Here is a 20,505-nt window from a genome sequence, read left to right as displayed (position 1 = left end):
TATAAATTTGGGTTTTATTTCATAAATTAAAAAAATGAATAAAACCCATTTTTTATTGTTACTAATTCCGTTTTTGTTGATTTCGTGCTTAAAAAACGAAAAGCAACAACAACCCGTATCCGGTAAAACCAATTCGATCTCGATTATTATAGACGATCAGTTGTGGTATGGAGAAGTAGGCGATAGTATTCGAAATAAATTTGCTTTGCCAGTTTTGGGCCTCACCCAAGAAGAACCGTTATTTACCATCAATCAATATCCCGCAAGATTGCTCGAAGGCTTCGTTACCGACAGCCGTAGCATAATTATAGTCAAAAAGGCAACTACAGACAGATTCGAAATCACCCATAGCAAAGCTTTGCCTCACAATACATTTCGTATTTACGGAAAATCTGTCGATGATATTATTTGTAGTATCGAGATGAATTCTACGCAAATCATCAAGATGATTCGCGATGCCGAAATTCAGAAAATTCAGCAAGACAACAGCAAATCATTACTGAATCCTGCCGTTATAAAAAACAAATTTCATATCGACCTGCAAATTCCAACAGGATATGAATACATGTTACACAAAAAGAATTTTATCTGGCTAAAAAAAGATATTATAAGCGGCAATACTAGTTTGCTTATTTATCAAATCCCCATTCATGGTTTCGAAAAAAGCTCAGATGTAGTAAACAACATTATAAAAATGCGTGATTCTGTAGGCAGTTACATCAAAGGTCGTGAACCCAATACAAAAATGATTACGGGAGAAGCTTATGCCCCTTATTTTTCGACAATTACTTTAGACGGAAAAAAAGCATTTGAAACCAAAGGAAACTGGGAACTCAGAAATGATTTTATGGCAGGACCTTTTATCAATTATGCAATTGTAGACCAAACATACAACCGTATTCTCGTTATCGAAGGATTTTGTTATTCGCCCTCCAATCAGGAAAGAGATTTGATGTTAGATTTAGAAGCCATTATAAAATCAGTTAAAATCGATAAGCGATAAAGAACAACAATAACCTTTGCATTAGAAGTTATACTCCGAGTAAAAAGTAAAATTAAGAATAAAGAAATATACCAGGATGGAATTAAAATGGAAAATTAAGCCGTTTGAGGCATTAACAGTTCAGGAGTTATATGATTTGCTCAAACTAAGAAGCGAGATCTTTGTACTCGAGCAAAATTGCGTTTATCTGGACCTTGACGGAAAAGATAAGCAAGCATTACACCTAATTGGAGAGTACGAGGACAAAACCGTTGCTTATGCCCGTTTGTTTGATGCCGGAATTAGTTTTGATAATGCTTCGATTGGCAGAGTAGTAGTAGATGCCAATTACCGCGATAGAAAATGGGGACATGATTTAATGCGTGAAGCTATTACTGCCATAAAATCAAGTTTCGACAAAGATAAAATCACGATTGGTGCACAATTGTATTTAAAGAAATTCTACGAGAGCCACGGATTTGTACAAACCAGCGAAATGTATCTGGAAGATGATATTCCGCATATTGAGATGGTGAAGGAGTAATTTTAATTATAAACAGAGGATTAAATTACAGCAATATAGTTTTAAGCATGTTCTTATGATGGATTCTGGTTTTTTCTAATCTTTAAAATTAAAAAGATAATGTTTTTTTCATTTCTATATATTATGTACAAATAAACGATAAGTAATGAAGTGCCTATATAATAATTTTCCCTAAAACAATAAAATGAAATTATAGAAAAGACTATAGATATGCTTAAATAAGATAATATTTTTTTCTTATCGTATGGTATAGGATAATATTTGTTTCCTAAGTAATATGATATAAGCATCATGCTTGCATAAGCGATTAAAGTAGCGATTGCAGATCCATAGTAACTCATAGTTGGGATTAATGCAAAATTTATAATTAAGGTTAATATCGCACCAATAACTGATATGTAAGCTCCTATATATGTTTTATTTATAAGCTTATACCAAACAGAGAGATTAGTATAAATACCAAGAAAAAAGTTTGCCAGAATTATTAACGGGACTACTCCCATAGCCTCCCAATAAGATGAGTCTCGTATCATTAAGGTTTTTAAAATATCTACAAAGACTATTACAATTAATAATATGAAAGAACCAAAGATTACAAAATATTTAGTTATCAATGCGTAGGTTTGAGGTGCATTTTTATTCGATGCATGGCTGAAAAAGAAAGGTTCTATCCCTAGAGTATATGCAGTTCTATATAAAACCATAAAAAGCCCTAATTTATAACAAGCAGCATAAATACCCACTTGGGATTCTGCAATACTTTTAGGTAATATTTTAGCAAGTAGTATTTTGTCAAATTGGTCATTGATAGCAAAAGCTATTCCTGCAATTAATATTGGAAATCCATAACGCATCATTCTTTTCCATAAATTAAAATCAAATTTCCAATTAAGATTAAAATAGTGAGGAAGAAGTATTATAAATGTAAGGAGACTAGATATTATATTTGATAATAGTATGTAACCTATTTGAAAATCATTAAAATAAAAATTGCTTAGAATTCCGTTTGGATCCGTACTAGAAATTATCGGGAGGTACTTTAGAAAAAAAACATTTAAAATTAGGTTTATAGCAACACTTCCTATTTTAATGATAGAGTAATTTTTTGCTTTTTGATTAGCCCTAAGTTTCGAAAACGGAATTATTACCAATGCATCAAAAGATAGAATCCAAATAGCGAAAGTTATATATTCTACATCGATTTCAAATATTTGAGAGATTGTATTTCGAAATAGCAAAGCTGAAAATAAAAAGCATATAGTAGTCCAGAAAATTGAAACCATGCTTGTTTCAATAACATTTTTTTTATCAGATTCAGTATTAAAAAATCTGAAAAAAACGGTCTCCATCCCGTAAGACAGTATAATATTAAAAAAAATCATATAGGCAAAAATTTCCGTTATTTCTCCATAAGAGGTTTTAGGAAGGAGATTGGTATATAGCGGCACTAATATAAAACTGAACATTTTAGGAAGAACTGTTGCTAATCCATAAATTGCTGTTTGTTTGAATAATTTTTTATATAAACTCATTAAGATATAGTACTTGTTTTTTGTTACCGATATAGATTTTTGATTACTTTAATTTTTTTAATTGCTCCTTTAGTTTTTTGTTTTCTTTTTTTAATAATTCCATGTGTTCCATAATAAAATCCGGAATGTTAAATTGATACATATTTGTTGTATTGCTTAGCATTGAGCTCGCTTCATCAGGTTCATAAATAGTTTCTATTTCTACCCCTAATTCTTTGGCAATTCTATTCCACTCGATATCGGAAATGTTTTTGCGACCACTTTCTCTTCTGCTATAATTGGATTGAGACATACCGATTAAATCTGCCAATTCCTCCTGAGACAATCCTCTTGCCAATCTTGTTTGTATAAGTTTAATTTTATTCATAATTAGGTTTATTTTCTTACAATGTTACTTAAATTATACAACTAAAGCAATTAAAAAACCTACGCTATTATTTTAAGCATATTGTTTCATAGATTTTTCTATCTGGAATTTTGTGATTTATAGAAGAGAAAATTATGCGCTAAAATTTGCATAAATACGCATAAGGATAGTTCTGTTTGTATTGTATGTTTGATGAAATATCTTACTTTTTATTTTGATAGTTATGGCTGGGTCGACATAGTTAGTTGTTAATATAAGGGTGTAAGATTTGGAAAGTATGTTTAATTATTAAATTTTAAATTATGAAAACAGAAAAGAAAAAATTCTTCTTTAATAAAGAGGAAAAAGAGATTGATGCTTCGATTGTATTGGAAAAAACGCAAATGAAAAAAATTACCGGTGGGGACTTACTAATGAGAGATCCTACTAAGGATAGGACTCACGCAGAAAGTACATATGTAAGGAAATAGTAAATTTTGAATAATTTTTATGGGCGATTTATCGCCCACTTTTAGTAGTTTAAATAAAATGTATACTTCAAACTTAGTAATTAAAGTAGCAAGTCTTTGCAATTTAAATTGTACCTATTGTTATGTATATAATATGGGTGACGATAGCTATAGAAAGCAGCCAAAATTTATGAGTCAGGAAGTTATAGAAGCAATGCTTTATAAAATTAAAGATAATTGCATTGATAATAACCTGAATGAATTTTTTATAATTTTTCATGGTGGAGAACCTCTTCTAGCGGGTATAGATTTTTATCGGGATTTTGTTAATACTCAAAAAAAAATTATTCCGAATAATATTCTTATCGAATATTCAATGCAGTCTAATGGTACTTTACTAACCGACGAATGGGTAACCGTTTTGAAAGAATTAAATATTCAGGTTGGGATAAGTATAGATGGTTCACCGAGCTCAAACAATACTAATAGAATATATCATAACGGAAAAGGATCTTATGATGATATTGTTAGAGGGTTCAAAATTGTAAAAAAGATATATGGGGATGAAATGGCAAATTGTCTTTGTGTAATTGATACTACACAAAAAGCAAGTGAAGTTTATACTCATTTTAAAAAACTAGGTGTGAATTCCGTTCATTTTTTATTTCAAGATTTTAATTATATCAAATCATCACAAGAAGATGTTCCAAAAGTGGGTAAATGGCTTATTGAAATGTTTAATCTATGGTACGCTGACACAGATCAGATTAAACCTAATGTAAGACCATTAACAGATTTGATAGCACTGATTTTTGGAAAGTCCAGAGGTACCGAAAATTTTGGTAATAGCATAAATCAAACCTTAGTTGTTCAAAGTGATGGGAGTATTGAAACCGTCGATACTTTAAAAATATGTGGAAATGGATTTACAGATACTGTTTTTAATGTATTAAAAGATGACTTAAACGTAATATACAAAGAATCAAATCTCGCCAGAATGTATTATAAGAGCCATGATGATTTATGCAATACTTGTCAAAATTGCCCTATAGAACCTGTTTGTGGTGGAGGTTATTTGGGTCATCGTTTTTCAAAAATTAATTTATTTGATAACCCCTCTATTTATTGCAGAGAAATAATTGAACTTATATGTCATATACAAAACGAAATATTAAATGATATGTCAATAGATGCAATACAATATTCAGAAATAGAATATCTTAATTTTAATGATGTAATTAACTCCTTTCCAAATTCAAAATGAAAATGACTAAAATCGGGATATTATTTTTCATAAGTTTTTTTTGCTGTATAGTAACAAATGCGCAAAATGAAGTTGATCTTTATATTAAAAAAGCGGGTTTTACCAAAACAATTTTAAAATCTAAGAACGATACAATTGTATTCTTAACATCAATTAGTAAGTCCCGGAATGCAAAACCAACTATTATATTCGCGCAAGGATCGAAACCTTTGCCTTTAGTTTTTTACGACCAGAAATATACGAACTCCATAATTCCATTTAGTATTAAAGAGTATACAGACAAGTTCAATTTTGTTATTATTGCACGAAAAGGAATTCCGTTAATTGGAACTTACGATAGAGATACACAAGGTTATGTTAATGAAAAAGGAGAGATTCCAAAAGAATACATTAAAAATGATAACTTGTATTATAGAGTTAGTCAGATAAAGTCAGTTTTAAACCATTTGTCCAAAGATAAAATGTTTAAGAAAGATTCAATATTTATTATTGGTCATTCTGAGGGTTATAGAGTTATTTCGAAATTAGCTGAAGACAATACAAAAATTGCAAAACTAGTTTGTATGTCTGCCGATCCTTTTAACAGAATCTCATCAAGTATAATAGAAGAGAGAATTAAATCCTTTGCAAATAAAAAAGATAACAGCAATCAATTAGAAATTAATGAGTTAATAGGTGATTATAAAAATATACCAGTAACAAGAATAAAATATAAAGATAAAATAGAATTTAATAATTGGTTAAGTTATAATGAGAATTTAAGTTATGAAAGCCTTCGAAAGTTTAAAAACCCGATATTGATAGTTTATGGTACAGATGATATAGGATCGATACATAATGATTTGATCCCTTTTTTATTACCAAATAACAATATAAACCTTAAAGCTTACCCCAATTACGGTCATAATTTTGAAAAGAAAGAATTTGATGTTAATGCTGTTCCTTTAGAAGATTCTTATCATTGGGACGAAGTCTTTCAGGACGTATTAAAATGGTTGCTTTCAAAATAAGATTTAAACCTTTGTAATCAAAAAGTCGACTCAGTTATCAGGTTCAAATAGTTACAGAATAAAAAAAAGTCTTTATTAACGATAACCGTTAATAAAGACTTTTATATTTATGATGTTTTTCAAATTTACATTTTCAAAATCGTTTTATACTCCGTTTGGTTGTTTAAAACGTTTACTGCTTTCTTAATCTCAGAATTGTTTTTGGTGTAATACAAGTATAAACCTTCCTGATATTGGTATCTTTTGATAAGCTCTTCCTGAATCAGGTTTCTAATTTCTTTTTGATTTTTATCCAGCAACGTAGTTTCGCTTCTTTCAAGAGCCGCTAGTAATTGTTGGTATTCCGGAGCAATCGTTTCGTCGATTTTTTCGTTTTTGGCTGCCGCCAAAGTGTTTTTTAAAGCCACTTCAGTTTCCGTATCAAAACTAATTTTGTTTGCCTTCAGGTATTGTTTAAAACTCGTGTAATCAGCATCAGAAACCGTTGGTATTTTATCACCCAGGTTTGGATTCTTATAGTAATAGGTAGTAGCGTAATCAAAAATCCCGTCATTTTTTAATAATGCACTTGTAATCGGGCTCATCTTGGCTTCGTCTAGTTCGATGTCCGGCAAAACCCCGCCACCATCATAAACCGTTCTTCCTTTTCTGGTTTTAAAAGCGTTGAAGTTTTTAGCATCTGTTTTTTGAGCCACACCATTTTTGTCCTTATGTGCATAATCCAAAGCCTGAATACAACGACCAGAAGGGGTATAATAGCGCGAGATAGTTACTTTTAGTTGTGTTCCGTAAGTTAGATCAACAGAACGTTGTACCAAACCTTTACCAAAACTGCGGCTTCCTAAAATTACGGCACGATCTAAATCCTGCAAAGCACCCGAAACAATTTCAGAGGCAGACGCACTTCGGCCGTTTACCAAAATAGCCAACGGAATTTCGGTATCTACAGGATCTTTAGTTGTTTTATAGGTATTGTTATGTTTCTCGATTCTTGATTTTGTAGTTACAATAACCTCATTTTTAGGAACAAATAAATTACAAATATCAATCGCTTCGTTTAGCAAACCACCCGGATTCCCTCTTAAATCCAGCACAATTTGAGTAGCGCCATCTGCTTTTAGTTTTTCAAGTGCCTCTTTTACTTCATTAGATGCTTTTCGGCTAAAATGAGCCAAAACAATATACCCCGTTTTATCATCGATTTTGCCGTAATACGGAACCGATTTAATATCCACCTCATTCAAAACTAACTCTGTAGTAAAAGTTTTTCCCTGACGAAGGTACTTAATCAGGATCTTGGTGTTTTTAGTTCCTTTTAGCAATTGCGAAGCATCATCCTTAAAATCAGCAATCATAACATCGCCAATCTGAATAATTTCGTCACCCGCTTTTAGTCCCGCTTTATCTGCCGGATAATTTTTGTAAGGCTCACGAACGATTAAGCGATCTTTTTTTCGGGAGATCAAAGCACCAATTCCGGTATATTCTCCGGTATTATTGATTCTAAAATTGACAACATCCTGCTCGTTAAAATAAACCGTATACGGATCTAAACTTGCCAGCATACTTTTTATGGCTTTATCCATCAAATCGCCCGGATTCGTTTCGTCGACATAATTGGTATTAACAGCTTTAAACAACGTAGTAAAGATTTCGATTTGTTTCGCAATCTCAAAAAAATCGTCTTTGAAACTGGTTCCAATAAATAAAAATCCTGCCGCGACAGCTGGTATAATGAATTTCTTTTTGAAATAAGGGTACATGATTATATTTTTTTTCTTTTAAATCTTTTTCTAATAAAATAGGCTAGTATGCAAAATACTATAATAAAGGGCCAAATACTAAGGATCGAAATTAAAAACTCAGAGAGACTAAAAAATCCGGATTTAATAGCAGTCCATATTTTAGAGCCGTACGAAGTTTTAACACCCTCTTTTTGAGCAATAGTTTTATAGAATTCTATAGAAATCGTACTTTCAGACACCCGATTTTCTAAATATTTCAATTGTCCTTCTTTCGCTTCAATCTCTTCGCGAATTGCCGAAACCTGCTTTTCGATTTCAAGAATCTCACTAATTTTAGTTGCTTTTTGTAATATTTCTAAGTAACGTGCTTCGAGTTTACGCTTTGTACTTAGCCTGGAAGTTAAGTCAATATATTGCTCCGTAACATCTTCAGACGAAATGTCTTTTCGGTCAAAATAAGAAACACCTTTAGAAACAGAACTTATAAAAGCATCAAAATTCTTACTGGGAACACGAATAGTTAGATTTCTATAAACGCTGCTATAATCTTTTCCTTCAGAATCATTCTGCACCGTTGCTTTATTGGCAGTAATAGCTGTTTGAATTTGCTTGAAAGTGTCATCCAGATCATCAGTTTCAAATCGAAGTGAAGCTACTTTGATAATCTTTTGCGGTATTTGTGGAGCAGCAGGATCTGTCTTGTCATAATCTGCATTTGAGTCAGATTTAAATTTTGGCGCTAACTTTACAGCACTAATCGCTATATCATTGCTGACAGGTTCAGATTTACTACAACTTAAAAAGCTAAAAAAAATTAAGGATAAAAAGGAAATGTATCTCATAAAATTTTAAATTAGAGCTAAAACTACAATTTTTTTATAATTTTTTCTCCAATTTGATTAAATTAAGTTGAAGATAGATAATTACAGTTCCGTTTTAGTATCAGAATCTGGAGTTTTGTTTACCTGTAGCAGGAATTTCTCAAACAACTGAATCGTTTTGGTATTGATTTCATTGTAAGATAGTTTGTCTTTAGTTTGATAAAAAAACATCACAGAAAAGGGCTCCTGAACATGATCTAAAAGCAAATGTTTGTTCAATCGATAGGTTTCTCTTAAAACACGCTTGAAGTAATTGCGATCAACCGCTCGTTTAAAATATTTCTTAGAAACTGAAACACCCATTTTTATTTTTTCGTCTGCATCAACTTCCGCCGGACAGTAAACCAAACGCAATGGATATTTTGATACCGATTTTCCTTCAGAAAACAGCAAGCCAATTATCGTTTTGCTCTTTAAGCGTTCTTTTTTGGGATAAGTGAAGTTCATTAATTTAGAAAAAATTGCAATTTTTAGGAGCAAAGGTACAATTGTATTATAAATGCCAAGACAGATTCATAAAAAGTTTCAATAAAAGCTCCTTAAGAGCGCAATATTTATAGCATTTTTGAAGGTTTTTGTATAAAAGCTCCATCGGAGCGTAATATTTATAGCATTTTTGAAGGTTTTTGTATAAAAGCTCCATCGCAGCGCAATATTTATAGCAATTTTGAAGATTTTGGATAAAAAGCTCCATCGGAGCGTAATATTTATAGCATTTTTGAAGGTTTTTGTATAAAAGCTCCATCGGAGCGCAATATTTATAGCAATTTTGAAGGTTTTTGTATAAAAAGCTCCATCGGAGCGATATCTTGTTTTCTTTTTATTGCCAATTATTTTATCCCGATTGGTTTTGTTTTATCAAATCATTATCTTTTATAAATATGTTGTCCCGGTGGACACTTAAATCAACGAGTGTAAAATAGGAGAATCAATATAATTCGTACAAAAAGGTGTGGTTTTGAGAGCCAATTTTTCTTTAACACTTGTATTTGTTGATAGTTATATAATTTTTATACCGCTAAAAATTTATTTATTACTTTTGGGCATTAATTTTTTAAGCATGCAAAAAATAATTTCTTATCCAATATCAGTAATCTACTACTTAGTTTTTAGTTTGTGTTTGCTAGTATTTCATCCAATACAGTGGATTTGCCTAAATGTTTTTGGCTATCAGGCTCATAAAAAAAGTGTCGATTATTTAAATTTTTGCCTGCTGCGATGTACAAACCTCGTAGGAACGACTTATAAAATCGAAAACAGGGAAAATATTCCAACCGGAGTTCCAATTATTTTTGTATCTAACCATCAAAGTATGTATGATATCATTGCTATGATTTGGTATTTTAGACGATTTCATTGTAAATTTGTAAGCAAGAAAGAGTTAGGCAGCGGAATCCCGAGTGTATCCTATAATTTAAAACATGGCGGATCAGTGCTAATTGACCGTAAAGACCCAAAACAAGCGATTCCGGCAATCAAAGGTTTGTCTGAATATATTGAGAAATACAACAGATCTGCCGTTATTTTTCCTGAGGGAACGCGCAGTAAAACAGGAAACCCCAAAGAATTTGCTCAAAATGGTGTAAAAATACTATGCAAATACGCACCTTCTGCGTATATAGTACCAGTGAGTATCAACAATTCATGGAAAATGGTAAAATATGGTTTTTTTCCTGTAGGTTTAGGAAATCGCCTTACCTTTACAGCTCATAAGGCTTTGGCCGTAAAAGACTATAGTTTTGCCGATTTAATGGCGATGACAGAGAAGGCAGTCGTAGAAGGAGTAAACGAGTATAAATAGATTTTTGATTTCAGAAATTAAACTGAACCAAGAATCCCAAATCTAAAATAAGTAATGTCTATAAAAAACATTAGATTAGAAGTAATGCAGTTTTTGGAAAAAAACGTGGATAGCTTCGTAGAACAGTATTTAATTCCAGTGGAAAAAATTTGGCAGCCGTCAGACTTTTTGCCTAATTCTGAAGGAGATAATTTCTTTGAGGAGGTAAAAGAGCTACGTGAGATAGCTAAAGAATTGCCATACGATTTCTGGGTAACGCTTGTAGGAGATACCATCACCGAAGAAGCTTTGCCAACGTATGAATCGTGGTTAATGGATGTAGAAGGAATAAATCAGGTAGAAAATGGTGGAAATGGCTGGTCTAAATGGATCAGACAATGGACTGGAGAAGAAAACCGACACGGAGATTTATTAAACAAGTACTTGTATTTGTCCGGTCGTGTGAACATGCGTGAAATCGAAATGACAACACAGCACCTGATCAACGATGGTTTTGATATTGGAACAGGATCTGACCCATACAAAAACTTTGTATATACCAGTTTCCAGGAATTAGCAACGTATGTTTCCCACAATAGAGTAGCACAAATGGCTAAGAAATTTGGTGATAACAAGTTGTCTAAAATGTGTAAAATGATTGCAGGAGACGAAATGCGTCATCACCATGCATACAGCGAATTTGTTACCCGTATTTTTGCAGTAGATCCAAGCGAGATGATGTTAGCGTTTCAATATATGATGAAACAAAAAATCGTAATGCCGGCGCACTTCTTAAGAGAGTCAGGACAAAAGATAAGTTCTGCTTTTGAGCAATTCTCTGATTCTGCACAACGTATTGGAGTTTACACAGCAAACGATTATGTAGATATCATGCAAAAATTAATCGATAAATGGGAAATTGATAAAATCTCTAATTTAACAGATGAAGCAGAAAAAGCACGTGATTACCTAATGAAATTGCCGGGACGTATGGCAAGAATTTCAGAGAGATTAGTAATTCCGCAAGAATCACATATCTTTAAATGGGTTGAACCTGCGAGATTATAGATTTCAGAGTTTCGATTTTAGATTTTAGATTGATTTTGTAATTGATTTTTGATCTTGATATTGAAGAATTTACAATATATTGTTGATTGTTGAAGCCTTAAAACTTCGACAATCAACATTTTTATTTGAACCAAACACTCTTAATAAGAAACGTATTAATAAGAACCTGATTTAAGCTGCAAAAACTGCGTTACTTTTTTTAGCGCAAAATAATACATATAATTATGAATAACTCTGAACTTATTGACAAGACCATTGCCTTTGTAAAAGAAAAACTAAACGATGCCGAAGGTGGACACGATTGGTTTCATATCGAACGAGTTTATAAAAATGCATTGCTTATTGCAAAAGGCACACAATGCGATTTGCTTGTGGTGCAATTAGGCGCTTTGCTTCATGATATTGCAGACAGTAAATTTCATAACGGAGATGAAACCATTGGGCCTGAAACAGCGCGTTTGTTTTTAGAACAACAAAGTGTTTCAGAAGAGATTATTCAGCATGTGGTAAACATCATCGAAAACATCTCGTACAAAGGCGGAAATTTCGAAAAGAAGTTCTCGTCTGTAGAATTAGATATCGTTCAGGACGCAGATCGTTTAGACGCAATTGGAGCAATTGGAGTAGCAAGAGCGTTTAATTATGGAGGTTTTAAAAACAGAACCCTGTATGATCCTGAAATTGCGCCAATAACCAATATGACAAAAGAAGAATACAAAAAGAATAATGCCCCAACGATAAATCATTTTTACGAAAAGCTTTTACTTCTAAAAGACAAAATGAATACCGAAACCGGAAAACAAATCGCTGCCGAAAGACATCATTTTATGGAATTATTCCTGGCCCGGTTTTATGCAGAGTGGGAAGGGGTGAAGTAAGTTTTCAGTCTCAGTTTTCAGTCTCAGTCTTCAGTCTCAGTCTTCAGTCTCAGTTCTCAGTCTCAGTCTCGGTCTCAGTCTCGGTTGAAAATCAAAAAATAATCCCAAAAGATTTTAAAATCTTTTGGGATTATTTTTTATGTATTTAGTTCAAAAACTGAAAACTAAAAACTGAAAACTAAAAACTGTAAACTATAAACTGAATACTGCGACTGCGACTTAAAGAGATTCAATAAAAGTCAGTAAATCATCCCGATCTTCTTTGGACAGTTTCTTGTATTTGTCTTTAGCATTTTGAGCTTCGCCGCCATGCCATAAAATTGCTTCCTCAATATTTCGTGCTCTTCCGTCATGCAATAAACTCGTGTGACCGTTTACCATTTTTATCAAACCAATTCCCCACAACGGTTGCGTTCTCCATTCAGACCCCGATGCTTTAAAATCCGTCGCATTATCTGCTAAACCTTCTCCCATATCGTGCAACAATAAATCCGTATACGGACGAATCGTTTGATTGCGAAGTGATGTTATCGCATGCGTATTTCCGGTTTGAATTTTAGCAATATGACAACTGGTACATTGTATGGTTTCAAACGTCTTTTTGCCTTTCAGTACATTTTGATCCGTATAATTTCTTCTGGCAGGAACCGCTAATGTTTGAGAATACAAAGCCATTCGGTTCAAGTTAATCTCTGAGATTTCCGGAGTTCCGCCATTTGGTATCGTCGTTAAATCTACACCAAAAGGGCCGCTTTCGTTCGGGAACAAAGTCGAAGTAATTCCCATATCCCCAGACAACGCACTCGCCACTTGCTGGCGCACATTAGGCTGATTAGATTTCCAGCCAAAACGACCCAATTGTGTTGTGTTTGTTGCAAAATCATGAACATAATTTGGTTTTCCGGAAATCCCGTCCTTATTTGCATCGTTTTCATCGGCAAGAGCCAGAATAGTACTTTCAGGAATAGCTTCGAGCAATCCTAAACCAATAATTTGATTGGCAACCCTTGGCGAAACCTGAACATTTGCCAGCGGTCCATAACCTAAATTAGTAACCGTATAAATAGGTTTTTGCAACGTAACAACCGTTCCGTCAGCATAGGTTTCTGTAACTTTTTGGTAGCTAATCGTGAACTGGCCTTCCGGAGTTTGTCCTAAAATACTATTATCCTGCAACTGACCACCATAAACCGGATCCGGAAAAGCAAGCCCGTTAGCATCTTGTCCCGCCAGCGAAAAACGTAAAAGAAGCCCTTTGCCCAATTCCCCATCAAATAAAGGAGCTCTTCCGCGGCCGTCTTTAAAATGACAACTTGCACAAGAAACCGCATTAAAAAAAGGACCTAAGCCATCACGCGCAGTTGTCGAAGAAGGTGCCGAAACCCAGCTTTGCCTGAAAAAAGAATTACCTACGCCAAAATCTGTTTGTTCGTCTAAATTCAGAGAGGCAATCGAAAAACCAAACGCTTCCTCGCTAACATTAAAAACAGTAGCGTCCCCTCCAGAAAATTGTTCCCGGTCTTCAGCAGTTAGTGGTGTATAATTATCATCACTATTGCTACAACTATAGAAGTTAAGACTCAGAATAACAAGAAAATAAGTGGTAAAATTCTTCATGGTATTATGCTGAAAAAGTGCTCCCGCAAAGGAACACTTTTGTTTAAATTTTTATTATATCAATTAACCGTTTACAGTAATTCCAATTTTTGCAGCACCTGCTAATAAGTTGGCACCAAGGTTAAGTAATTGTTGTACAGCAGTTTTTACTTTTGCACCCTCTACAGAATCCGGTCCGCCAGAAATAGCCAGGTCAAACGGAATCAATATTGCAGCAACTTTAGTAGTAGAAGCACTTATAGAAGTCTGAGTATCAGTATAAGCTGTAACATCAGATTGTTTTACCAAATCTTCTAAAGAAGGCCCGTCAATAGAACCATATTTTCCTTGGTAAACATTGATAACACCTTGCAGGTTTAAAGCAATATCTCTGTGTGTATTATCACTAAAACAAGAATGTTCATCTTCCTGATCAGCATTTTCAAGAGCCACTTCCATACGCTCAATAGGCAACTCGGCAGTAACAAGAGTTGTAATACCTAAATAAATATTTTTAAGCGCTTCAGTTTCCGGCAAAGCAAGGAACTTCGTTCTGTAAGCACCACCAGATTTCCATTGTTGTACTAAATAATCCAAATTATCAGTCAGTAAATCAGCACAAACATTTAAGTAAGCCGCTCTTCTCGCCTGGTTTGCAGCAGTACCACCGGCACCCGTAACATAATCAGTATATTTTCTTTGTCCGGGCAATTTTGCCGATGGAGCCGTTAGATCTTGTCCCCATAATAAAAACTCAATAGCGTGATATCCAACACTAATGTTTTTTTCGCCACCATCTTCGTTAAGACCTTGAAGAACAGTTTTGTTTATCGTTGGATAATCTGTTAAGTCATTAATGATTCCTGCATTTGCAGCACCATCAACATAATCGATAAAGTTTTCATCCAATGGCCATGAGTTCAATAAACCTTCCGGTCCGTTGTCATCCCCATCAATTGGTCCGTTGGCAAAACGAAAAGCCTCTGTAGTGCCATAACTCTCTCTTGAGTTTTTCCAGGCTGTTTTTGCAGCAGTAAAATTAGCATCAGTAGGAGTTGTTGTAAACGTTTTGATTGCAGTCTCTAAAAGCACAGCATCATCATAAGATTTTTGGTAATTAGCAGAAACAATATCAGCATAATTAGTAATAACTTGTTTTTTAGTTACAGTAGACGATTCGTTGTCATCGTTGCTGTTACAAGCAAAAAAAGTTAGTCCTGCAAATGCTACAAAAGCAACTTTTGAATATAGGTTTTTCATATCTTGGGTTTATTTAGAATAATTAAATTTTGGCAAAAGTAAGAAATTCTTGTTTCCAATAGATTTTATTTAGAATAAATATACATTAGTTTCTTCCGCTTTTGTACTTTTGTCGAAATAAACGTCAAAATGAAAAAAATAATTTTCTTTTTAGGTCTAATAATAACTGTAATTTCTTGTTCGTCAGGAGATAGTGGTGGAGATAATTCAGGAAGCAAAAATTATGATCGTGCAGCACTTTTAGCCAATTGGGCCGATAATATTATTATTCCGGGTTACGAAAATTATCAGATCAAAGTAGCAACGCTCTCTACAGACGCTACAACATTTACAACAACCCCTACGACAGCCAATTTGCAAACACTAAGAGCAAGCTGGTACGAAGCCTATAAAGCATATCAATATGTTGGAATCTATGGTTTTGGAAAAGCTTTAGATATTAATTTTAAAGAAATTGCCAATACCTACCCAACAAGTACAACAGGTATCGAAGACAATGTAACTTCCGGAACTTACAACTTAAGTTTGCAGGCACAATACTCGAAACAAGGTTTACCGGCTTTAGATTATTTACTAAATGGTTTAAGTACAGATGATGTTACAATCGTAACCTTTTATACTACAAATGCCAAAGCAGCAAACTACAAAAAGTACCTGACAGATGTAACCGCCAAACTAAAATCTACTATTGATGCAGTAGTGACCGACTGGAAAACGGGCGGATATAGAAACACCTATGTTGCCAATACCGGAACATCTGTAACCGGAGCTGTAAATGTTACGACCAATAATTTTGTAAAAAACCTCGAAAAAGATATTCGTACCGTAAAACTGGGAATTCCGGCAGGATTGGCCTCAAATGGCGTAAAATTTCCGGAGAAAACAGAAGCTTTATACAAAGGAAATGTTTCAAGAGAATTGCTAAACATCTCAATAAAAGCATCTCAGGATTTTTTTAACGGAAAATACTTCGCATCCGCAACCACAGGCGAAAGTTTAAAAACCTATTTGGATTTTGTAAATGCAGTGCGTGACGGTAAAAAATTAAGCGAATTAATTAACACACAATATGATGCGGTTTTTACAGCAAACAATGATTTAAATGTGAGCCTGGCAGATCAGATTAACACAGATAACACCAAGGTCATCAACGCTTATAATGTCTTGCAGAAAAATGTAATTTATACCAAACTGGATATGTTGCAGGCACTAAACATAACAATTGATTATGTAGATGGCGATGGAGATTAATAATGAAAAATAACATTATAAAATATTTAGAAACGAATACAAATGCCGCAACGCTAGCTTTTTTTAGGCTGGCGTTTGGTTTTATGATGGGCCTTAGTTTAATTCGTTTTATGAGTTACAACTGGGTAGAAAAGTTCTATATCGAGCCTCTTTTTCATTTTACGTATTATGGCTTCGAATGGGTAAAGCCTTTCGGGACGCCCACTTACCTGCTATTTGTGGTAGCTGGAATCTCATCAATAGGTATTGCAGTTGGTTATCGCTACAAAGTTGCATCAGTGCTTTTTTTCCTTAGTTTTACCTATATTGAGCTCATGGATAAAACCACATATCTCAATCATTATTATTTTATTTCGATCATTAGTTTTGTACTTATTTTTTTGCCGGCCAATGCTTATTTTTCAGTAGATGCCTATCGAAATCCAAAAATAGCCTTTCAGAAAATTCCGCGTTGGACAACAGATATTTTAAAACTTCTTTTAGCAATTGTTTATTTCTATGCAGGTTTGGCAAAGATCAATTCAGACTGGTTATTCAAAGCAATGCCATTAAAAATTTGGCTTCCTGTCAATCATAATCTTCCCGTAATTGGAAATTTCCTAAACGAAAACTGGGTACATTTTGCCTTTAGCTGGAGCGGAATGATTTATGATTTGAGCATTCCGTTTTTACTGCTTTACAAACGAACCCGAACATTTGCCTTTGTTCTGGTTGTTTTTTTTCATGTATTAACCAAGATCTTATTCCCAATAGGCGTTTTTCCGTATGTAATGATCGTCAGTTCTTTGCTGTTTTTTGAAAGTAATTTTCATAAAAAATGCCTCAGCTACATCGCCGGATTATTTCGTTTTGATGCGAATATATTCGAAAACCAAATAGAAAAGCAAACATCCTTTACCGGGTTTTATAAAGCCAGGATGGCGGTTTTGGTTTGCTTCGTAGTTTTTCAACTCACATTTCCATTTCGTTATTTACTATATCCCGGAGAATTATTCTGGACCGAAGAAGGTTTTAGGTTTTCATGGCGCGTAATGTTGATGGAAAAAGCCGGTTATACCCAATTTACTGTTACAGACAGTAAAACAAAAAATCAGATAAAAGTAAACAATGGTCATTTTCTCACTGCTTTTCAAGAAAAACAAATGGCATTTCAACCCGATTTTATACTGGAATATGCCCATTTTTTACACGATTATTATCAAAAACAAGGCGTTAATGATCCCGAAGTCCGCGTAGAAAGCTACGTCGCACTCAACGGAAGATTGAGCAAACTTTATATAGACCAAAACATAAACCTCGCAAAAGAAAATGAATCATTCCAACACAAAACCTGGATTTTACCTTTTAACGATGAAATTAAAGGATTTTAGCTGTCTTTTATTCGTATTGTTTTCACTAAATGCCTTTTCTCAAACTCATATTTCAGGAGTTGTAGTAGGAGAATCAGGTGAGAAACTATCCTATGTTGCCGTTTACAACAAAGCAAACGGAAATAAAACAGTAACCAACAAAGAGGGTGCCTTTGATCTTGCCGTTTCTAATTCAGGAACCTATACTTTTGTTTTTTACAAAGACAATTTTTCCATTTTAGAGCAGGAAATCTCAGCGCCCGCCTCAGATATTACCGTTACCCTAAACAAGATTACCAACCTTTCTGAAGTGGTAGTCAAAAACGAAAGAGAGAAACTATTTGCGTTACATAAACTAAAAGACATTGAAGAAACCGCAATTTATGCCGGAAAAAAAACCGAAGTAATCCAGTTAGACAAACTTACCGCCAATAAAGCCACAAACAATGCCCGCCAGATTTATGGTCAGGTCGTAGGTTTAACCATTAACGAAAGTTCTGATGGAGGATTGCAATTGAGTATTGGAGGTCGTGGTCTGGACCCAAACCGAACGGCTAATTTTAATACACGCCAAAACGGTTACGATATTAGCGCCGATGTTCTGGGATATCCTGAAAGTTATTATGCAACGCCAACAGAATCTCTCGAAGAAATTCAGATTGTGCGCGGTGCAGCTTCTTTGCAATACGGAACCCAATTTGGCGGTTTAGTTAATTTTAAAATTAAAAGCCCGAGTAAAAAACCAATCGAATTTTTGACCCGAAACACAATAGGTTCCTACGGATTGTATACCAATTTTTCGAGTTTAAGCGGTACAAAAGGAAAGTTTAGTTACTATACTTTCTTTAATTATAAAAAAGGAAATGGGTTTCGTCCCAATTCAGATTTTGAAAGCAAGAACTATTTTGCCAACGTCAATTACCAGTTTACCGATAAAACTTCCCTGCATTTTGATTATACCCATTTTGATTATTTAGCCCAGCAAGCAGGCGGGTTAACAGATCAGATGTTTGATCAGGATCCAGCACAAAGCAACAGAACCCGTAATTGGTTTGCTGTAAACTGGAATTTATTTGCCTTGCGATTAAAACATCATTTTGATAATGATGCCGATTTCTCTTTGCAGTTATTTGGTCTGGATGCCAGCCGTAAAACCGTAGGATTTCGCCCAAACCGTGTCGATTTACCCGATCCCGGAGGAGTTCGTGATTTAATCGTTGGTGATTTTGTCAATTGGGGAGCCGAAGCACGATACCTTAAAAAATATTCGATCAACGGAAATTCGAATGCTTTCCTGATTGGTGCCAAATATTATCAGGCACAAAATACCGGAATTCAAGGTCCGGGAAGTTCAGGAAGTGATGCTGATTTTAATTTAGCTACAGCCGAGTTTCCACAAGATCCAAATCAGTCCAGCTATAAATATCCAAACCTGAATTTTTCGGTTTTTGGAGAAAATATCTTCAAAATAACTGAAAAATTATCGATTACACCTGGATTTCGATATGAAAACATCAAAACACAAGCAAACGGAACCTACAGAAAAATTAATCTCGACAATGCCGGAAACGTTATTTTAGATGAAACCGTTGCCGAAAACAATGTCAAAAAAAGAGATTTCTTTTTGTTTGGAGTAGGATTAAGCTATAAACCACAAAACGGAATTGAGTTTTACGGAAACATTTCGCAAAACTATCGCTCTGTAACCTATAGTGATCTGAGAACTGTTTATTCCAGTTATGCGATTTCAGCCGATATTACAGACGAAAAAGGTTTTACCTCAGATATTGGAATTCGTGGCCAGATAAACGACAAAATCAGGTTCGATTCCAGTATCTATGCTTTGTACTACAATGATAAAATTGGAGAGTACTGGACAGAGAGTCAGGGCAGACCAATTATTTTAAGAGATAATATTGGTACAGCAATTACCTATGGTTTTGAAACCATGATTGACTGGAGCCTGAATAAAACCTTCTTTGAAGCAAATCCTAACCTGAGTTGGAACGTTTTTTCTAACGTTGCCCTTACAGATTCTGATTATTTAAAATCTGAAGCCCCCGGAGTAAAAGGGAATAAGGTCGAATTTGTGCCACTTTTTAATATCAAAACCGGAACGAGTGTGGGTTATAAAAATTTTATGTCCAGTATTCAGCTTACGTATGTAACATCGCAATTTACAGATGCAACCAATCAGGATGTGGGCTCAAACTCGATAAGCAATGGTATTGCCGGAAAAATACCCACTTATTATGTAGCCGATTTTTCATCTTCATACAAATGGAAAAACTGGAAATTAGAAGCCGGAGTAACCAATTTTACAGATAACAAATACTTTACACGCAGAGCAACAGGTTATCCCGGTCCCGGAATTATACCATCAGACACCAGAATGTTTTATACAACACTCGAATTTGTGTTTTAAAATCACGGAATTATAATTTCATCTGCATAAAAAAAGGACGTACTGAATTTTTCGGTACGTCCTTTTTTTATATTTTAAGTCAAAAAATCATCAAGTGTTTGCCGTAGAATTAAAGTTCCAATAC

General features: G+C 34.1%; 18 protein-coding genes. 11 read left to right on the top strand and 7 right to left on the bottom strand.

The genetic code is table 11. The features are described from left to right. The first annotated feature begins 34 nt into the window (after positions 1–34). Together B0A64_RS13010 and B0A64_RS13005 are read left to right on the top strand one after the other, a co-directional pair. Entirely contained in the window at positions 35–1,003 is a 969-nt protein-coding gene (locus tag B0A64_RS13010) for a DUF4837 family protein (RefSeq protein ID WP_089479951.1), read from the top strand. A gap of 76 nt (positions 1,004–1,079) precedes the next feature. Continuing rightward, positions 1,080–1,526: a GNAT family N-acetyltransferase gene (locus B0A64_RS13005; protein WP_089479950.1), complete on the top strand. Its 447-nt coding sequence runs from the start codon at positions 1,080–1,082 to the stop codon at positions 1,524–1,526. A 53-nt stretch (positions 1,527–1,579) separates the two neighbouring features. Here B0A64_RS13005 and B0A64_RS13000 read toward each other — a convergent pair whose 3' ends face one another. Both B0A64_RS13000 and B0A64_RS12995 read right to left on the bottom strand, forming a co-directional pair. After that, positions 1,580–3,058 (bottom strand): lipopolysaccharide biosynthesis protein, encoded by a 1,479-nt coding sequence (locus tag B0A64_RS13000; RefSeq protein ID WP_089479949.1) that lies wholly within the window; start codon positions 3,056–3,058, stop codon positions 1,580–1,582. A gap of 43 nt (positions 3,059–3,101) precedes the next feature. Continuing rightward, the gene (locus tag B0A64_RS12995) at positions 3,102–3,425 is read right to left on the bottom strand and encodes a helix-turn-helix transcriptional regulator (protein ID WP_089479948.1); all 324 of its coding nucleotides are present in this window, start codon (positions 3,423–3,425) and stop codon (positions 3,102–3,104) included. Between the two features lie 302 nt (positions 3,426–3,727). Between B0A64_RS12995 and B0A64_RS25165 the strand changes: the two genes are divergently transcribed. From B0A64_RS25165 to B0A64_RS12985, 3 genes are read left to right on the top strand one after another with little or no spacing between them, the layout of a single operon-like run. Next, positions 3,728–3,895: a hypothetical protein gene (locus B0A64_RS25165; protein WP_165769805.1), complete on the top strand. Its 168-nt coding sequence runs from the start codon at positions 3,728–3,730 to the stop codon at positions 3,893–3,895. Positions 3,896–3,914: 19 nt separating this feature from the next. Further along, the gene (locus B0A64_RS12990; RefSeq protein ID WP_089479947.1) at positions 3,915–5,138 is read left to right on the top strand and encodes a radical SAM protein; all 1,224 of its coding nucleotides are present in this window, start codon (positions 3,915–3,917) and stop codon (positions 5,136–5,138) included. Further along, positions 5,135–6,148 carry a hypothetical protein gene (locus B0A64_RS12985; RefSeq protein ID WP_089479946.1) on the top strand — a complete coding sequence of 338 codons (1,014 nt, stop codon included), beginning with the start codon at positions 5,135–5,137 and terminating at the stop codon, positions 6,146–6,148. Before B0A64_RS12990 ends, B0A64_RS12985 begins: the two co-directional genes overlap by 4 nt. A gap of 125 nt (positions 6,149–6,273) precedes the next feature. Here B0A64_RS12985 and B0A64_RS12980 read toward each other — a convergent pair whose 3' ends face one another. The 3 genes from B0A64_RS12980 to rnpA all read right to left on the bottom strand — a co-directional run bounded on the left by B0A64_RS12980 (position 6,274) and on the right by rnpA (position 9,221). Beyond that, positions 6,274–7,911 carry a S41 family peptidase gene (locus tag B0A64_RS12980; protein WP_089479945.1) on the bottom strand — a complete coding sequence of 546 codons (1,638 nt, stop codon included), beginning with the start codon at positions 7,909–7,911 and terminating at the stop codon, positions 6,274–6,276. A gap of 2 nt (positions 7,912–7,913) precedes the next feature. After that, entirely contained in the window at positions 7,914–8,735 is an 822-nt protein-coding gene (locus B0A64_RS12975) for a DUF4349 domain-containing protein (protein ID WP_089479944.1), read from the bottom strand. An 81-nt stretch (positions 8,736–8,816) separates the two neighbouring features. Continuing rightward, positions 8,817–9,221, bottom strand: a complete 405-nt coding sequence (gene rnpA, locus B0A64_RS12970; RefSeq protein WP_089479943.1) for a ribonuclease P protein component — start codon at positions 9,219–9,221, stop codon at positions 8,817–8,819. 613 nt (positions 9,222–9,834) lie between these two features. Here rnpA and B0A64_RS12965 point away from each other — a divergent pair. The 3 genes from B0A64_RS12965 (at position 9,835) to B0A64_RS12955 (ending at position 12,500) form a co-directional block, all read left to right on the top strand. Further along, positions 9,835–10,575: a lysophospholipid acyltransferase family protein gene (locus B0A64_RS12965; protein WP_089479977.1), complete on the top strand. Its 741-nt coding sequence runs from the start codon at positions 9,835–9,837 to the stop codon at positions 10,573–10,575. A gap of 54 nt (positions 10,576–10,629) precedes the next feature. Continuing rightward, entirely contained in the window at positions 10,630–11,622 is a 993-nt protein-coding gene (locus B0A64_RS12960) for an acyl-ACP desaturase (protein WP_089479942.1), read from the top strand. Positions 11,623–11,846: 224 nt separating this feature from the next. Beyond that, complete coding sequence (locus B0A64_RS12955; RefSeq protein ID WP_089479941.1) at positions 11,847–12,500, top strand: HD domain-containing protein; 654 nt, start codon at positions 11,847–11,849, stop codon at positions 12,498–12,500. A gap of 219 nt (positions 12,501–12,719) precedes the next feature. Here the strand turns inward: B0A64_RS12955 and B0A64_RS12950 are convergent, their stop codons facing one another. Continuing rightward, positions 12,720–14,117, bottom strand: a complete 1,398-nt coding sequence (locus tag B0A64_RS12950) for a di-heme oxidoreductase family protein (RefSeq protein WP_089479940.1) — start codon at positions 14,115–14,117, stop codon at positions 12,720–12,722. A 63-nt stretch (positions 14,118–14,180) separates the two neighbouring features. Then, a complete protein-coding gene (locus B0A64_RS12945; protein ID WP_089479939.1) occupies positions 14,181–15,356 on the bottom strand; it encodes an imelysin family protein in 1,176 nt (391 codons plus the stop codon). A gap of 129 nt (positions 15,357–15,485) precedes the next feature. On the opposite strand from B0A64_RS12945, the gene B0A64_RS12940 reads away from it, so the two are divergent. Genes B0A64_RS12940 through B0A64_RS12930 form a run of 3 tightly spaced genes read left to right on the top strand, consistent with a single transcriptional unit; the run spans position 15,486 to position 20,381 of the window. Further along, positions 15,486–16,607 carry an imelysin family protein gene (locus tag B0A64_RS12940; protein ID WP_089479938.1) on the top strand — a complete coding sequence of 374 codons (1,122 nt, stop codon included), beginning with the start codon at positions 15,486–15,488 and terminating at the stop codon, positions 16,605–16,607. Between the two features lie 2 nt (positions 16,608–16,609). Next, the gene (locus B0A64_RS12935; RefSeq protein ID WP_089479937.1) at positions 16,610–17,977 is read left to right on the top strand and encodes an HTTM domain-containing protein; all 1,368 of its coding nucleotides are present in this window, start codon (positions 16,610–16,612) and stop codon (positions 17,975–17,977) included. Then, positions 17,958–20,381, top strand: coding sequence for a TonB-dependent receptor domain-containing protein (locus B0A64_RS12930; RefSeq protein WP_089479936.1), 2,424 nt, complete (start codon positions 17,958–17,960; stop codon positions 20,379–20,381). Before B0A64_RS12935 ends, B0A64_RS12930 begins: the two co-directional genes overlap by 20 nt. Positions 20,382–20,505 lie beyond the last annotated feature (124 nt).

The sequence above is a fragment of the Flavobacterium araucananum genome, assembly GCF_002222055.1.
Classification (GTDB): Bacteria; Bacteroidota; Bacteroidia; order Flavobacteriales; family Flavobacteriaceae; genus Flavobacterium; species Flavobacterium araucananum.
Note: the sequence above shows the minus strand (reverse complement) of the source record. Positions and strands in the feature narration are given on the sequence as shown.

Coding starts and splice junctions, on each gene's coding strand:
- B0A64_RS25165 (WP_165769805.1), top strand. CDS start 3,728: ATGAAAACAGAAAAGAAAAAATTCTTCTTTAATAAAGAGGAAAAAGAG.
- B0A64_RS12955 (WP_089479941.1), top strand. CDS start 11,847: ATGAATAACTCTGAACTTATTGACAAGACCATTGCCTTTGTAAAAGAA.
- B0A64_RS12935 (WP_089479937.1), top strand. CDS start 16,610: ATGAAAAATAACATTATAAAATATTTAGAAACGAATACAAATGCCGCA.
- B0A64_RS12950 (WP_089479940.1), bottom strand. CDS start 14,117: ATGAAGAATTTTACCACTTATTTTCTTGTTATTCTGAGTCTTAACTTC.
- B0A64_RS13005 (WP_089479950.1), top strand. CDS start 1,080: ATGGAATTAAAATGGAAAATTAAGCCGTTTGAGGCATTAACAGTTCAG.
- rnpA (WP_089479943.1), bottom strand. CDS start 9,221: ATGAACTTCACTTATCCCAAAAAAGAACGCTTAAAGAGCAAAACGATA.
- B0A64_RS12990 (WP_089479947.1), top strand. CDS start 3,915: ATGGGCGATTTATCGCCCACTTTTAGTAGTTTAAATAAAATGTATACT.
- B0A64_RS12995 (WP_089479948.1), bottom strand. CDS start 3,425: ATGAATAAAATTAAACTTATACAAACAAGATTGGCAAGAGGATTGTCT.
- B0A64_RS13000 (WP_089479949.1), bottom strand. CDS start 3,058: ATGAGTTTATATAAAAAATTATTCAAACAAACAGCAATTTATGGATTA.
- B0A64_RS12985 (WP_089479946.1), top strand. CDS start 5,135: ATGAAAATGACTAAAATCGGGATATTATTTTTCATAAGTTTTTTTTGC.
- B0A64_RS13010 (WP_089479951.1), top strand. CDS start 35: ATGAATAAAACCCATTTTTTATTGTTACTAATTCCGTTTTTGTTGATT.
- B0A64_RS12960 (WP_089479942.1), top strand. CDS start 10,630: ATGTCTATAAAAAACATTAGATTAGAAGTAATGCAGTTTTTGGAAAAA.
- B0A64_RS12980 (WP_089479945.1), bottom strand. CDS start 7,911: ATGTACCCTTATTTCAAAAAGAAATTCATTATACCAGCTGTCGCGGCA.
- B0A64_RS12930 (WP_089479936.1), top strand. CDS start 17,958: ATGAAATTAAAGGATTTTAGCTGTCTTTTATTCGTATTGTTTTCACTA.
- B0A64_RS12940 (WP_089479938.1), top strand. CDS start 15,486: ATGAAAAAAATAATTTTCTTTTTAGGTCTAATAATAACTGTAATTTCT.
- B0A64_RS12975 (WP_089479944.1), bottom strand. CDS start 8,735: ATGAGATACATTTCCTTTTTATCCTTAATTTTTTTTAGCTTTTTAAGT.
- B0A64_RS12945 (WP_089479939.1), bottom strand. CDS start 15,356: ATGAAAAACCTATATTCAAAAGTTGCTTTTGTAGCATTTGCAGGACTA.
- B0A64_RS12965 (WP_089479977.1), top strand. CDS start 9,835: ATGCAAAAAATAATTTCTTATCCAATATCAGTAATCTACTACTTAGTT.